The organism is Paenibacillus lautus, from assembly GCF_050482385.1.
In the GTDB taxonomy this organism is placed as follows: domain Bacteria; phylum Bacillota; class Bacilli; order Paenibacillales; family Paenibacillaceae; genus Paenibacillus_AQ; species Paenibacillus_AQ lautus_B.
Genome location: NZ_JBCNHV010000001.1, coordinates 640817 through 656125, shown reverse-complemented (window position 1 = coordinate 656125; position 15309 = coordinate 640817). Strand labels below are relative to the sequence as shown.

Genomic DNA, 15309 nt, shown 5'->3' with positions numbered 1-15309 from the left:
ATTACGGTGTTTAAACTTAAAGCAACCGCTCCTGACAAAAGGGGTGGTTGCTTTAGTTCATTTAAAGCGATCAAATCCGGTAAGCGAGCGTTGACAACAATAACTGCCCAGATGGATGAATTGACACAAGAAAGAACAGTGTATATATTATATATATACACTATGCACTTAATTAACAGCAGTGAGGTGAACGGCATAAAAATCATATTATCCAACGCATCGAGCGATCCGATTTACATACAGATTATGAGCCAGATTAGACAGAGTATCTTGAGCGGAGAATTGCGCGCAGGCGACAGTCTCCCTTCTATAAGGCAGCTTGCTAAGGATTTGCAGGTTAGTGTTATTACGACTAAGCGTGCCTATGAAGAATTGGAGAACGAAAAACTAATCGATTCGGTCGTAGGCAAGGGGTGTTTCGTATCAGGGGCAAATAAAGATTTCATCAGGGAGCAGCGCATGAAGCGATTAGAAGAGAAAATGATGAATATCATTCGAGAAAGCAAGGAATTAAACATGAGCCAACAAGATGTAATCGATCATCTGATTTTACTGTTCGAGGAGGAACAAACGCCATGAATGCAATCGAATTACGAAATTTAACAAAAACATACCCTCTTTTCAAAGTCGATCATGTATCTCTGGATGTGAAACAAGGCTACATTACTGGACTCATTGGTCCGAATGGTGTTGGTAAAAGCACCTTAATCAAGATGATGCTCGGCATGATTCGTCCCGATTCCGGCAGTGTAAAAATACTCGGCCTGGATATGCCTAAACATGAAGTCGACATTAAACAGCGCATCGGCATCGTCTCAGATGATTGCTTCTATTATGAGCATCTTACGATTCGTGATACGAAGAGAATGATTGCACCTTTTTACAGCGATTGGAATGAAAAGAAATTTAACCGCTACCTCGAACAATTCGAATTGTCTCCTAAGAAGAAGGTTGAAGATTTATCTAAGGGAATGAAGATCAAACTCTCCCTTGCCATTGCCTTATCCCATGAGGCTGAACTCCTGGTCATGGATGAGCCGACTTCTGGACTCGATCCTGTGTTCAGAAGGGAAATGCTCGATCTGCTTGCGGATATGATGCAGGACGAAAAAAACACGATTATTTTCTCGACACATATTACGACGGATTTGGACCGCATTGCTGACTATATTACTTTCGTCAATGGCGGAAAACTCGTATTCAATGAAGCGAAAGATGATGTGCTTGAGAGATACGCGATCGTGAAGGGCGACTTACAACTGATTGATTCGGATATTCGAAAGGAATTTATCGGGATTCGTGAGACGGCGCTTGGTTTTGAGGGCTTAGTAGATAATAGACGCAAGGCCGCGCAGCTGTTTGGCAATAATGCTATTTTAGAAAAACCATCCTTAGAAGACATCATGTATTTCACTGCCAAGGGAGGACGAGTTCATGCTTAATTTGCTTCGTAAAGACTTCATCGCTTTAAAAAGCTCGCTGTGGACGATTCTTCTTTATCTCGCTGTATTCAGTTTCGCTTTTATCCCCAAAAGTGAAATGTCTATTTATTTTGTAGGAATCTATACGGCATTCGGCTCCATTATTCTAGCTACGATGATCGATATCAAAAACAATAACCATAAATTTCTGGTCACGCTGCCGATTAGTCGCAAACATATTGTGCAAGCCAAATACATAACAGCCATCATCTATACATTGTTTGGAGTCATTGCTTCTTACGGGATTCACTGGCTCATTAAGCTTTCATTCCCACAGCTTGAAAAGCCAGACTATACGGTATTGTCCATATTGGTTTCAGTAGGAATGCTGCTTGTTCTAATTTCTATCTATATGCCTCTTTTTTACGCACTTAGTAAAAAAGGAGCCGGAATTATCAATGCAGTGTTCATGGTCTCCTTAATTATTCTGGCACAACCTGCAGCGGTGCTAATGAATATGGTGAGCGAGAAAGGTCTCATTACCGATCAAACATTGCTTCTTATTCTAATGGGTATCGTAGTTGTATTCATCGCTTCCTATTTCTTAACGATAAGCCTGTTTACTAGAAAAGACTTGTAAGAGTCCCCGCGGGATGCATGATGAAAGTGTGAATACAAAGAAGGAATAGCCTTTCTTTTGCCGAAAGAATGACTACGAGTTTCATATGAGTTGTAAAAATGGAGGTGACTGAATGGATTTGAACGATGACCCAAAAGAATCAGCTCTTGCTCCCGAAGAAGATCAAAGTGAAGAAAAGGAACGACGCACCATGTCGACCAGCAGCGGGCTTCTGGAATCGGCCATCGACAAATTTGCCAGAGAAGGCGGCTTTGACGACTCACCATTAAAGGGAAAGCCGATTAAGATCGAAGACGGGGATGTTCTAACCGGGATCATGAAGAACGCGAATTATCAGCCGGCATGGGTGGAGCTGAGAAAAGAAATCGCCGCCGACATCAAGCGGCTCTTGGAGCGCCCGGAGTCGAATGCGATTCCGGAGACAGAGTTCGAGGCCATCAATCAAAAGATTATAAAATACAATCGAATGGTTCCGAATCCACAGCTGCAAAAAGGACTCCTGTCCGAAGTCAATTTGCATGCAGCCTACGATAAATGGGAGTAGCTAATTACCTCAAATGTGCTTCTTCCCAGTTACCATTCAGGGGACCAAGATAACAAACGGCGAAAAAGACCTTGAAGTTATCCGCTTCAGGGTCTCTTTTGAATAGGGTCCATACTCACTTCATTTCACCCCGCCAAGCATCCAGCTGCTTCTGCACTTCCTGTCGTACGTCATCCAAGCCGGCTTGCTTCAGCTCCTCGTTAAACTTGGGGAGGATCGTATCCACATCGACGGAGCCTGTCATGAGGCTAGGATAATATTTATGCCAGACCATCTCGATGTTATCGGTTTGGACGGTCAGCTTGGATAGATCAGGTGTAAAGCCGAGTACATTGGACTTGACGACGCCAGCGTTATACTTGCGAAATTGATCCCATTTGTCGAGGGGATCCGGGTTTTCGCCGCCCATGGTTTTCAGGATAAACCAATTCCCCTGCGTGTACTGTACTCCTGAATAGCGGCTTGCAGGCGCATCCGGAATCGGGTCGCCATTGCTGTCCTTGCCTGTATTTAGAACGACTTGCCCTTGTTCATCCAGTGTGTAGTGCACGCCTTCAATCCCATAGTTAAATAAGTTTCGGATTTCCGGGTCCGTATTGAGCAAATTCAGAAATTGAATGCATTCTACCGGATGCTTGGTATTGGCATTCACGGTCATGATGCCGCCGCGGACGGATTCCGTTGTGACGGTGCTTGGGGTTACAGGATTCGCTACAATCTTGTAGCCGCGATCCTTACTCCAAGTTGTCTCCGAGAGCGGACCGCCGCCTGAGGACTTCCAGAACACTTTGGCCCCTCGTTTAAGTCCTCCCGGCTCTCGCAGGGCCGCATCCTCATTAATGAAACCCTCCTTGTAATAACGCCTTAACGTATCCAGTACCTGCCGCGCTTCCGTGGTTTCGAAGATATTCACCACCTGAGCACTAGGGTCCAATGATTTGATCATTAAGGGCAATTTATGGTTCATAATATATTCGTATCCATGGAGAGCGAAGAAATTGTGGGAATCCCGATCCAGCTCCATGGGGATGTAGGCCGGCTCTTCCCGATGAATCATCCGAAGCAGCGGTTCAAGCGATTCCAGTGTATTGTACTTGGTAATATCGATATTGTACTTACTCACGATGGAAGCGGGATACATCCACTGATCAAGCACGGCTAACTCTTTATTGGTCGGCACACCGTAAATGCTGCCATCGTTCATACGTACCCCTTGCCAAAAGGTAGGGTCAATCGCGTCGTACATTTCCTTGCCCAGGCCGGCAAGGTAGTCATCCAGCTTCAGCCAGGCGCCGCGCATCGCGGTGGTTGCATAATTGGGTGCAAACGCAATGTCAAATGGACTTCCGGCGGATATCAGCGTGTTCAGCCGATCCTCATACTCCTGCCAGCTCACCTTGACATAGGTGATCGTTACACCGATTTTACGAGCCATGATTTCATTGATTTTATCATTGACGAGCTGCAGATCCTTGTCAGGCTCTCCGATGGTATAATAGATCAGGTTTACCGTGTCCCCATCATATGTTTCGTTGTTGTATCCAGGCTGCCGGAAGCAGCCGGTTGTATAGGATGTGAGCATCAATATGAGACTGATGATCATGAAGATGCGTTTGGGCCTTCTTGGGTGCTTAAACATCATCGGTATCCCCCTTTTTCTCCGCGTTCGCTGTTACCCTTTTCCCCGCAGTTCAGAAGGAGATTTTCGGAAAAAGCTGTGAAAGTGCGTATAGAAGTAGTTGAGATTGTTGTAGCCGACGGAAAATGCGATGTAGGAAATCTTCTCATCTGTCGATTGAATTCGCTCTTGTGCAAGGAGCATTCGGTAAGCCATAAGGTATTCGGAAAACTTCATGGCGGTTTCTTTAAGAAACAATTGACCAAGGTAGGTGCTGTTCATCTGAAAACGCTCCGCTACGGATTTCAAGGTGATATTCTGAGCATACTCTGTCCTGATCATCAGCAGAATACGGTTGACCAGCTTGGATAAGCTGTCATAGCTTACACCTAATACCGGGTCCGTGTTCAGGCTTTCGCTATTCCTGTTGCCTATCGAACCGCCCAGATCTTCGACGATGATCTTCTCAATCACTTGCTGCAGCTTGGTGCGTTCTATGGGCTTGAGCAGATAATCTTTGACGCCACAGCGAATGGCTTCCTGAGCATAGGTAAATTCACTATAGCCGCTCATGATGATATATTTCGTAGGGATTTGAAAATCGTTCAGCCTGCGGATCGCTTCATATCCAAGCTCCTTGCCAATGCAAACATCGAATATGGCGACATCCGGCAGCAGGTCAACCACTTTGGACATGGCCTCCTCCGTGGATTCACAGGTTTCGATCCGGCCAAATCCGTATTGCTTCCAATCCAGGATTCGCTTCATTCCCTCCAAAATCTGAGGTTCGTCATCCACAATCATCAGTTTATACATGTTCAATCACCTCTTTAGAAATCCGCACGGAAATGTTGACTCCAGCTTCCTCATTATTCGCAATCTCGATCGAAAAGCCGCTCCCGTAGAAAAAGTGAAGGCGCGTATATACGTTGCGCAGTCCGATACTATTGGAAGAAGGTTCATCATGATTAGACAGTGTGCTTTGAACGGTCCGTAAATGCTCCGGAGGAATCCCGCGTCCGTTGTCCACGAATTCCAGTACATAGCAGTCTTCGGCTTCAAAGCCATTAACGACATACAAATTAAACTCATGATTTGCGTTAAAGCCATGGATGAAAAAGTTCTCAGCCAAAGGCTGCATCCAGAATTTTACGGTAGGGATGAGGAGCAGCGCCGGCTCTACATTGACTTGATAATAAAAGCGCTCGGGGTACTTAAACTCCATAATCTCCAAGTACTTCTGCAGCAATTCCAGCTCGCTGGCAATCGAAATGATATTTTCTTTTTTGACGATTTCACGATAGAGTGTCCCCAGCGTTGCAATGGCGTCAGCGGTGTCCCGGTCCTGATTAACAAGAGCCGTGGAGCGGATAACCTCTAACGTATTGTATAAAAAATGCGGGTTAATTTGATGTTGAAGCGCTTTCATTTCAGTTTCCTGCTGTTTGATCTTTAACAGATATTCATTACGGATATGCTTATCCAGCTGCTGAATCATATCGTCCAATTCCCGGGCGATCATGCCGTATTCATTCCGACGGTAGCGGGCAGGGCGGTTCGGTGTAAAATTGGCCATCTTCACGCGTCCAATCGATTGAATGATGCGGCGCAGGAAGAGGGCATCATCCCGCATATTGTAGGCAATGAGCAGAAGCACACTAATCATGGCCGTCAATACGATCAGAAAGATGGTGATCAGCATCCCGGCATGCTGACGGATGAGCATGGATAAATCGATGATGCTGACGAATTTGAAATTAAACTTGGTGGATGGAAAGGAGACAAAAAAGATATGCTTCAAAATACCTTTAGAAATAATGCCGTGACCGCGTCCATTCGACGCTGCTAGTCGGGATAGTTCTTCCAGGTCCTGGTCCTGTCCGTTACCGATCAGATATATTTCACCGGAAGGACTAACTGCAGCCGCATTACCCAATCGGAAGTTTTGAACGGATTTAAAGATTTGCTCACTGCTGACCAGGAAGCGCAGCTCACCGAATTCCTGGGGACCTGACGTGGGATCCGACAGTTTCTTGCGATATACGAATCCCTTCATCAGGGTGTCGCGAAAAGTTTCATCCGTATTCGGAAGCCCGAAGGTAAAACTTTCAATTCCGTTATCATTAAAACGGACGACATTGCCATACTTGTCGGTATGCGTGCTTATCTGCGTGATTTCACCCTGCGCCCAGCTGTACAGATAAGTCTTAACATCCTCCGGAAAAGAAACCAGCGGCTGTGAGAATTGGCTGTTCTGCAGCCTGCGGGTTAAGTATCCCTCAGCACTGCTGCTTAAAAAGCTGCGCGCATCATCCATCAGACCTGTATTGGAGTAAATACGCTGCATGTAAGCCTCAATGCGGTCAGCATCATACTGCAGCTCATTCTCTATACGCGAGAAGGCATTAGCCGCCTCGATCCGGGAGTTACCAACCCATTGATTCAGCAGCAGGGCACAGGTCAGCGTACCAAGCGTGATCCCAATGGCCACGACGAAGATGACATAGGCAATAAACTTGTGACGATAAATTTTGATTTGCAAAAAAGAGCCCATATGACACCTCGATTGCAGCAGGTCGTTGAAACAAGTTGCTATATCTCAATTTAACACGATTAACGCCTAGCTTCATAGATCGTAAGGAAAAAGCACCCCTTAAGAGAGCCTCATTAAGGGATGCGTTGAATGTAAAACTTACTTGAAGTAATTGTTGATTTGCTCTTGGGCAGCTTGCATAATCGTGTCCATGCCGGCTGATTTTAATTCAGCCGTAATCTTCGGCACCATTTTCTCCGGATCGGATGCGCCCGTGATCAGCTCATATTTGTATTTATCCCATACCGCTTGGCAATTCGCTACTTCGGTCTGAAGCTCGGTGATGTCCAGCGCAAAGCCTAGGATCGTAGAGGAGGTCGCTGCATCGTTCAGCTTTTTAACCTGTTCCCATTGATCTTCAGGAGCGCCTTTGGTCACCGCCAAATTAAAGAATGTGCCTTGTGTGTAAGCAGCCAGCGGCCAAGTATCGGATGTGCGCTCAATCACCTTTTCGCCATCGACATTGTTGTAGTCTACGCCTATCTCGCCGAATGCCAGCATATTGCGAAGTTTAGGATCCGTGTTCACTAATTCAAGATATTTCAAGGCTTCCTTCTGATATTTCGAATTTGCCGAAATCGCATTGAGCGAGCCTTGGATCGTACTGGTGGTATAGATAGGACCATAATGCTGAACCATATTATACTTTTCAACGGCGTCATTGATTTGCCAGCTGACCTCGGCTCCCGGGAATGCCTGGGCTGCAAAGAACGGTCTGCCTTTATCGTTCTCCGTTTTCGTCGGAGCATCCGGGTTGATGATGCCATCTAGATACCACTGGTGCAGGAGCTTCAGATTGGCCATGACATCCGGCTGCTCGAGAACAGAGACCACCGTGCGTGCTGCATCGTCCGCTTTTACGCCGATAGGAGGGAAGCCTAGCGTTAAATCGTCATATTCGTTAAAGAAACCGTTCAAGCCTTCGCCTTGCGTCATTGGCAGCGGATAGAAGCTTTTGCCTTCGCCAGCCTTCATGTCATGGAGAGGTTTATCCAGATCCTGCAGCGTTTTGATATTATTCATGTCGATGCCGTACTTTTGCACATACTTATCATCGAATACCCAGTACTGCGTTAGCGCTGAATCCTTGTACGTCGGAACGGAATAATACTTGCCGCCGATTTTTGTGCCTTCCCATACCTTCTCGGGAATCAGTTTGTACAAGTCGGGCGTTTCGCTCTGAACCAGATCCGTAATATCGGCAAATGCGCCCATAGCTACTTGCTTGCTGTATTTACCGCTGTTCGTGAACATGATGTCGAAGGGCTCGCCGGTATTCACGATGGTGTTCATTTTGGTATCCCATTCTCCCCAGCTGGCTACCTTGATGTCAACCTTCACGCCAATCTTATCGGCCGTGTAGGCATTCATGGCATCAACCGCTTTGCTGAAATTGTTCGGCACTTGGCCCCCGATGGTCCACCAGGTCAACGTCGGAATATCCTTGCTTGTTTCGGTGTTCTCCTTCGGTGTGTCTGTTGCCGCCTTGGATCCATCCGTCGCAGCTGGAGATTTCGAGCCGCCGCAGGCTGCTAAAGCGGTTAACATGAGTGCCAGTACGCACAGTGTAGAGATGAACTTAAATGCTCTCTTCATTCCAAATTCCCCCTTATTGAAGTTAAATCGCTTAAGAGTTGTACAGTGTGATCTATCATAAACCAAGTTTTTTCTTGGCTTATTTCGTCATTAGCCTTTCACGGCGCCGACCGTCAATCCGGAAATAAAATACTTCTGGAAGAAAGGGTAGGCAAATGCTACGGGCAGCACGATGAGAATGGCGACAGCCATACGGGCTGATTCCTTCGGCATCGTGGCAACGAGCATGGCGTAGCTGACGCCCATACTTGCTGCATTCTTCGCGAGTGCGTCTACATTACTCATTAAGCTGTTGAGCAGTGCTTGCAGGGAATACAGGTTCTGGTTGTCGATATACAGCATGGATTGGAACCAGTCATTCCAGTAAGCAAAGCAGAGAAACAGTCCGATGGTTGCGATGACCGGCAGCGAGATCGGCAGGATGATAGAGAAGAAGATTCGCAGCTGGCTTGCGCCATCGATTTCAGCAGATTCGATTAGCCCATCGGGAATCGTGCTCTTGAAGAAGGTTTTACATATAATCACGTTGAACGATGAAACAGCCAGCGGTAGAATAAGTGCCCAGATGCTATCTTTAAGTCCTAATAAATTGGTATTAATGAAGTAGCTGGACACCAAGCCGCCATTGAACACCATGGGGATGAATACCACCCAGGTCAGAAAGCCCCTCAGCTTGTAGTTTGGGCGAGAGAGCACATAACCCATGGAGGCGGTAAGCAATACGCCGAGCACGGTACCGACCACGGTAACGAGGGCGGATACCCCGAGCGCTCGCAGAATCATCGTTCCCTGCTTAACGATATAGACGTATGCCTCAGCCGACAGAGCAACCGGGAGCAGGTGATATCCGGTCTCACGGATGGACTCCTCACTGGAGAAGGAAATGGACAGAACAACAACTACGGGTATGACGCAGAGCAGGGCCAAGATGATAAATATCAAGTTGAAGAACAGGTTGACGGCTTTGTTTGTACGGTTAAACTTCTCAAGGCCTGTCTCGTAAGTAGTTTTCGGTGTCATCGTCTTGCCTCCTTACATCATCGCGCTGTCCGGATCGATTCTGCGAACAATCCAGTTAGCAATTAGAATCGTTGCGCATCCCAGAACAGACTGTACGAATGCGGCTGCGGATGCCATCCCTACGGTGGCGGTTTTCAGCTGTTTATACACCATGACATCGATGGTGGTTGCCACGTTGAACAGCGAATTGGAATCTCGCGTGACCTGATAGAACAAGCCGAAATCAGTGTAAAATATCCGCCCGACGGCCAGGATGAACATCATGACGATCACCAGCTTGAGCATGGGCAGTGTAATAAATCTCGTCTGCTGCCAAATCGAAGCGCCATCAATAACAGCTGCTTCATAATAGGTGCTGTCAATGCTCGTGATGGTTGCTAAATAAATGACCATGCCATAGCCCAGGCCCTTCCAGACATTCAAGAGAATCAAGAACAATGGCCAATATTTCGGCTCCATATACCAGTTAATCGGATCGCTGCCCATATTGACGAGCATTTGATTGACAATCCCTTTATCGAAGCTTAAGAATGCCCAGCCTACCGCAGATACGACTACCCAGGATAGGAAATAGGGGAGGAACATCATCGTCTGATAGACCTTGCTCGCTTTGCGGCTGTGGAGGAGTCCGATCATAATCGCGAATAGAACGGGCAGAACGATTCCTAGCACGATAAACACAATGTTGTAGCCAATGGTATTTCGAATAATGATCCAAGCGTCATTTGATTTGAACAAAAATTCGAAGTTTTTGAGGCCGACCCATGGACTGTTAAACACATTGCTCAAGAAGCCGCCACTAATCTTAAAATTTTTGAAGGCGATAATGATCCCGAACATCGGTAAGAAACTAAACAGGATGTACCAAATCGTGGTCGGCAGCGCCAAGAGGGTTAGTTCCGTATCCTGCTTGTGCCAGCGTATTCGTAAGCGCTTTCGTTTTCTGGGTTCGGCTTTCGAGCTCATGTTTGTCACTCCTTACGGTGTAATCTCGCTTGTCGGTGCACTTGTTAGTTTTATTGTATAAGAGGAGGATTCGATGCTTCCAGATAACAAACTTGATACTATAGTCAACAAACGTTAGATTCGGAGGATTCGATTGACAGAGGATTGACAGAGGATTGACAGAACATGGTTACGAATTCCATTGATTCCAGGTTGGTGATCAAACTGGATTCAGAACGAAAAAACCTCTGAGCCGATAATCAGGAGGTTTTTCCTTGGTTTCAATTCCATTCAGTTAGACCTTCTATAAGGCTTAAAACCCTGTTTCTAAAATCGTCTCCGTTTGATTCAAATTGGTTAACGCTACACTAGCCTCCCATAACTGTTTCCTATTTTCATTGTTATAAGAAAGCTCGGAGGATTTTATTTGTTTCGTACCTTCAAAATATTTCCCTGTCGTTTGGTTAAACTTGCTATCGGTTACTAGAGCAGCCAAAGCTTTCCCGGACTGACGCACCGTATTCACGTTAGGGTAAAATAGCGTTAAAACAGGCATTAGATAGTTCCAAACAAATCTCATAACCGGCGTATAGCTTTGAGCAAGGCCCGTGCCTGGCATCATTCCCGGATCGAAAGCATTTACGGTAATATTCTTTTGGGTTTGCTGCTTTATTCGATTGGCCAACTCGTAGGCGAAATATAAATTACATAACTTTGAAGTCGTGTAGCGCCGTCTGCCAATGAGAGATATAGCTTCGCTCGAGCTCGCCTGGTCAGGATAGGCTAATATTTGGGGATCTACAAAATCAGGTGCAGGCATTCCTGTCTTTTTCAATGGATCATGGGTTCCGCTGCTGACTAACACGATTCTGCCGGACTGCGTTATTTGTCCAAGCAGCATATTAGCCAGGAGAAAATGTCCAAGATGATTTACGCCAAAGGTAGCTTCAAACCCATCTTTCGTATAATGCGTTTTATCGATAAACTGTACGCCTGCATTGCATACAAGTGCATATAAAGGCGGGTAATCCATTTGTGCAAACTTGCTTATAAAACCTCTTATGGATGCCAAAGATGAAAGATCGAGCTCCAAGAAGGATATGTTTTTATTATTGCTTTCTTGAATTAACGCATCTACTGCTTGATTGGCTTTAGCAGCATCGCGGCAGGCAATCACCACATGATAACTTTTGTCATGCCTAGCTATTATCTTAGCGCATTCATATCCTAAACCAGAGTTCCCGCCTGTTATGATCACCGTTTGTTTCTGTGGACTCATTCCCAACCACGCTCCTATTTTGGTATTTCATACGTTGACAGTGTCAACATACGGTGATTATATACCTGTAAAGTTGACACTGTCAACAGCATTGGTGTAAAATTTAGGACATGAAATTACAATCCATATCTTAAGAGGATACTATGAACGATACCAAACGAAAGCTGATTCATATCACCAGACAAATGATTGATCAACAAGGCATTGATGCTGTCAGCATGCGCGAGCTTGGTAAAGAAATGAACTTGTCCCGCAGTGCCATGTACAGACATTTCAAAAGTAAGGAAGACTTGCTGGCGGCTGTTGCGGTTGAAAATTTTGATATGCTGACCAGCACTATTCGAAAAACAATGGAAAGCATAAACGATTCGCGAAAACTTATATATGCTATTTTGTGTACGTATTTTGAATTTGGCATCAACAATCAGGAGCATTACCGCTTGATGTTCCGAAAGCAATGGGATAAGGAGTTATACCCTGATCTTTATCATTCTGCTTTTGAGATATTTAAGCTTGTAGAAAAGTGTTTAGAAGAGGCAGAAAATCTTCGGAAATCCCCAACCGAATCAACCGCCATCATGTATGCGTTCATTCATGGCTTGGTTGAATTGAATTCAGCCCAGCATACGGAATCTGAAAAGGGACTGGATCATCCAACCCATCTTGTCGATTCTTTTCTCGATTTGATTTTTATTTAGGAGAGCAAGCATCGAGTTTAAACCCATTTGCAGTAACATAAATACCTCTGATCGAGATCAGAGGTATTTAATGTGTGTTCATCTCACACTGGGTTTAGTTTTATAAATCATGATCCTGCCGAAAGGATCTCATCAATTTTAATCCAACGCGATTCCTCTTCGGCCATGGACAGTTTGATCTCCCGTCTAAACGTGTGGATCAGCACGACAATTCCTGTCAATTCCGTGTCCTCATATTCATCGAACAGCCTCACGGTAATCATGCGGTGTTCATGAAATGACTCGGCGAGCGCACTCTCGATTAAATCCATTTCTTGTGGATCCAGCGTTGGTCGGTCTTTCCTGCCCTCTTCCAGTTGCCTGCGAATGATGGTTTCTTTGTGTTCCGGCAGCATCATCCGACTGGATTCCCACAGCCCGTTACCCTCAAGCTTTTTTCGTGTTGTCATTTATAGTGTCCTCCTATCTTGGCTGATCGATCCAGCGCTTGGCCTGCGTCTGTTTTGGATACGGCTCGGATCACAACCGAATTCCCGTATTTACTTTTTAGGGCATCGGTCACCCGTTCAAGTGCCATCGACCGCTCCCGTCCTGTATCAAACAATGACAATTGGTATTCCGTATCCGGAGAAAACTGTGACAAGCTAATACCGACCCGCCGAATCGGCAGGCCGTCCCAATACGTTTCAAGCAGTCGGCATGCCCAGCGGTAAACCTGATTCGTAATATTCGATGGATCCTCCATCTTCATCTGTCGGCTAAATCCCGTAGGGCGGTCAAAGTCTGCCCCCATACAACCGACCGACACAACATGCCCCATAAAACCAAGGCCACGGCATCGCTGGCAAACCAACTCGGTCAGCTCAAGCAGCACAACCTTGATTTCTTCCAGCTTGGTATAATCCCGAGGGAGGGTCATCATGTGTCCAACCGATTTAGGGTCAACCTGGTGAGTGCCTGGCCTTACCGGGCTATCATCGATTCCGTTGGCAATTCGCCAGTACATCTCGGCTGAGATATCGGAATTTTTACCGAATTTACGGCGCATCATCTGCTTCAATTTGGCAAGAGGCGTCTGAGCCACGCTGCCGATTGTGGGCAGGCCCATAACGTTAAAGTGGCGGGTCATCTTGCTGCCGGCCATAAACATACAGCTAACGGGCAGTTTCCAAAGGGTATCCGCAAGCGAGTCCTTCGACAACGTGTAGATGCCGGACGGATTTTTCTTGGCGTAGTTATCACAGGCGGTTTTAGCAAGGATTTTGGTTTCACCGATGCCGAAACGAGCGTTAACACCCGTAGCATCCAGGACATGACGCTGAATGGTTGTGGCTAACTCATCGGGTGTGCCGAACAGGTGCAGTGAACCGGTAACGTCTAAAAATTGCTCATCGATGCTATAAGGCTCAACTAAATCGGTATAGCTCTTATATATCTCCGTGATTTGCATCGAAACGTCAATATACTTCTGCATCCTGGGTTTAATGACGACAAGATCCGGACACTTTGACAGTGCTTCCCCTAATCTCTCGGCCGTCGTTATTCCTTTTTCTTTAGCACGCGGACAAGCAGCCAACACGATGCCTGAACGTCTTTCCGGATCCCCGGCAACAACCAAAGGGCGATCTTTATACTCCGGGTGGTCTGCTTTCTCAACAGATGCATAAAAGGACTGGCAATCCCCTAACATGATGACTCGGTTAGATGATTTCACAACGAACTCCCCTTATCTGCAATTTGTAGCCCCAGGTAGGTGTACGATCTCTGCTCGATCTCTGCCTCAATCAGCCCCCACAATATAGACAGCTTGTGATGATACCCTCTGCAGATGAATTCAACCTCAATGCCAAGCTTTGTTTTTCGATCCTCGTAAACCTTAATGGCGTATTCACGCATTTTTCTCCGAGCCTGAGCTAAATCGGACAATGCGGCTGCCTGCAAATGGTCGATGATTGCATTCGTTAGCTCCAAGGTCTTTAAATCCGCTCTACATAGGATCGAACGGTCATGCTCTAACACATCAAGTAAAAGGGGCAATAAAATATAATCCTTCACCAGTTGGGTTTCATCTGGTTTCAACCCAATACTCAACATCATTAACCACCTCATTGACGGGAACGTTTGTTTGTATTATATGCGAACATTCGTTCTTTTATCAATGTAAATTATACCCTTATGATGATGGTCACAAGCGGTACCCATCATGATGAGGGATTAAAGACCCCACCTGGAACCTTTCAATCAACGGATTGTTTTTATTAAGATTTACTTTCATTACAAAATCGGATGGGAGCTCTTGAATGCAAAACGAAATATCCTCCTGTAAAAATTCCGGTTTTTCATTATCGTAAAATTTCTCGGCCGCCTCTGACTTTCGAATCCGTTCAATGGTTTCCTCGGCAGATATACGGTTAGTGTCTTGGAGAATCTCCGATATATATTGTGCGCAGGCCAGATCATCATCCCCTGACGGATGCGAAGCAATTAAATTAATCATCATGTTGTCTTCTTTTAATAAACTTCTCTTTATAAACTCTGCTGTTGTTCTTGCATTGGTGAATCCGGTAACGAATAGGTGCTCGGTACTCAATGCGTTTAGGGTTGCTGTAACCCCGTTGGTTGTCTTCTGGATTAGAAATTTCTCCCGAAGATCCAAGTTGTGTAAACGTACAGGCGAATTGTCCAGTTCAAACCCCGGAATCGGCAGACCCTGTATCTCTCCCGCCAATAAAAAGTCAGGATAGATTTTCTTTAGACGCAAGGCGTCGTCTAGAGTTCCTGCCAGAATGATACCCTGAACCCCATTGATAAAGGCATAGTGCGCTACGGTAAAAGCCCTTATAACATCAATTACGACATTGATGTGTGATGCTTCCAATGTAGGATGATGTCCTTGGATAATCTGTATCGGCATGCAGCAAACCCCTTTCACCCGGCATACTTGGGCTATTTTAG

General features: G+C 45.8%; 16 protein-coding genes. 5 read left to right on the top strand and 11 right to left on the bottom strand.

Translation table 11 applies throughout. The features are described 5' to 3' along the window. Positions 1–195: 195 nt before the first annotated feature. The 4 genes from ABEW73_RS03090 (at position 196) to ABEW73_RS03075 (ending at position 2605) form a co-directional block, all read left to right on the top strand. Positions 196–579: a GntR family transcriptional regulator gene (locus ABEW73_RS03090; protein WP_430172252.1), complete on the top strand. Its 384-nt coding sequence runs from the start codon at positions 196–198 to the stop codon at positions 577–579. Then, the gene (locus tag ABEW73_RS03085; protein WP_430172185.1) at positions 576–1442 is read left to right on the top strand and encodes an ABC transporter ATP-binding protein; all 867 of its coding nucleotides are present in this window, start codon (positions 576–578) and stop codon (positions 1440–1442) included. Before ABEW73_RS03090 ends, ABEW73_RS03085 begins: the two co-directional genes overlap by 4 nt. Beyond that, a complete protein-coding gene (locus ABEW73_RS03080) occupies positions 1435–2061 on the top strand; it encodes an ABC-2 transporter permease (protein ID WP_430172183.1) in 627 nt (208 codons plus the stop codon). Before ABEW73_RS03085 ends, ABEW73_RS03080 begins: the two co-directional genes overlap by 8 nt. Positions 2062–2173: 112 nt before the next feature. Further along, entirely contained in the window at positions 2174–2605 is a 432-nt protein-coding gene (locus ABEW73_RS03075; protein ID WP_430172181.1) for a DnaJ family domain-containing protein, read from the top strand. Between the two features lie 115 nt (positions 2606–2720). Here ABEW73_RS03075 and ABEW73_RS03070 read toward each other — a convergent pair whose 3' ends face one another. The 7 genes from ABEW73_RS03070 to ABEW73_RS03040 all read right to left on the bottom strand — a co-directional run bounded on the left by ABEW73_RS03070 (position 2721) and on the right by ABEW73_RS03040 (position 11656). Then, on the bottom strand, positions 2721–4247 hold the full coding sequence (locus ABEW73_RS03070; protein ID WP_430172179.1) for an ABC transporter substrate-binding protein: 1527 nt from the start codon (positions 4245–4247) through the stop codon (positions 2721–2723). Between the two features lie 30 nt (positions 4248–4277). After that, positions 4278–5039 (bottom strand): response regulator transcription factor, encoded by a 762-nt coding sequence (locus ABEW73_RS03065; protein WP_430172177.1) that lies wholly within the window; start codon positions 5037–5039, stop codon positions 4278–4280. Then, entirely contained in the window at positions 5032–6777 is a 1746-nt protein-coding gene (locus tag ABEW73_RS03060) for a sensor histidine kinase (RefSeq protein ID WP_430172175.1), read from the bottom strand. Before ABEW73_RS03060 ends, ABEW73_RS03065 begins: the two co-directional genes overlap by 8 nt. Positions 6778–6915: 138 nt before the next feature. Further along, positions 6916–8412 (bottom strand): ABC transporter substrate-binding protein, encoded by a 1497-nt coding sequence (locus tag ABEW73_RS03055; RefSeq protein WP_430172173.1) that lies wholly within the window; start codon positions 8410–8412, stop codon positions 6916–6918. Between the two features lie 90 nt (positions 8413–8502). Beyond that, positions 8503–9432 (bottom strand): carbohydrate ABC transporter permease, encoded by a 930-nt coding sequence (locus ABEW73_RS03050; RefSeq protein ID WP_098748361.1) that lies wholly within the window; start codon positions 9430–9432, stop codon positions 8503–8505. A gap of 12 nt (positions 9433–9444) precedes the next feature. Next, positions 9445–10398 (bottom strand): ABC transporter permease, encoded by a 954-nt coding sequence (locus ABEW73_RS03045; RefSeq protein ID WP_430172171.1) that lies wholly within the window; start codon positions 10396–10398, stop codon positions 9445–9447. 292 nt (positions 10399–10690) lie between these two features. Further along, positions 10691–11656, bottom strand: coding sequence for an SDR family NAD(P)-dependent oxidoreductase (locus tag ABEW73_RS03040; protein ID WP_430172169.1), 966 nt, complete (start codon positions 11654–11656; stop codon positions 10691–10693). 143 nt (positions 11657–11799) lie between these two features. On the opposite strand from ABEW73_RS03040, the gene ABEW73_RS03035 reads away from it, so the two are divergent. Beyond that, on the top strand, positions 11800–12354 hold the full coding sequence (locus tag ABEW73_RS03035; RefSeq protein ID WP_430172167.1) for a TetR/AcrR family transcriptional regulator: 555 nt from the start codon (positions 11800–11802) through the stop codon (positions 12352–12354). A gap of 107 nt (positions 12355–12461) precedes the next feature. Here the strand turns inward: ABEW73_RS03035 and ABEW73_RS03030 are convergent, their stop codons facing one another. From ABEW73_RS03030 to ABEW73_RS03015, 4 genes are all read right to left on the bottom strand, one after another. Next, complete coding sequence (locus ABEW73_RS03030; protein ID WP_430172165.1) at positions 12462–12803, bottom strand: YolD-like family protein; 342 nt, start codon at positions 12801–12803, stop codon at positions 12462–12464. Next, positions 12800–14068, bottom strand: coding sequence for a DNA polymerase IV (locus ABEW73_RS03025; RefSeq protein WP_430172162.1), 1269 nt, complete (start codon positions 14066–14068; stop codon positions 12800–12802). The genes ABEW73_RS03030 and ABEW73_RS03025 overlap by 4 nt, the downstream gene beginning before the upstream one ends. After that, positions 14065–14448: a hypothetical protein gene (locus ABEW73_RS03020; RefSeq protein ID WP_430172160.1), complete on the bottom strand. Its 384-nt coding sequence runs from the start codon at positions 14446–14448 to the stop codon at positions 14065–14067. Before ABEW73_RS03020 ends, ABEW73_RS03025 begins: the two co-directional genes overlap by 4 nt. A gap of 91 nt (positions 14449–14539) precedes the next feature. Continuing rightward, positions 14540–15268, bottom strand: coding sequence for a 2-phosphosulfolactate phosphatase (locus tag ABEW73_RS03015; protein WP_430172158.1), 729 nt, complete (start codon positions 15266–15268; stop codon positions 14540–14542). Positions 15269–15309 lie beyond the last annotated feature (41 nt).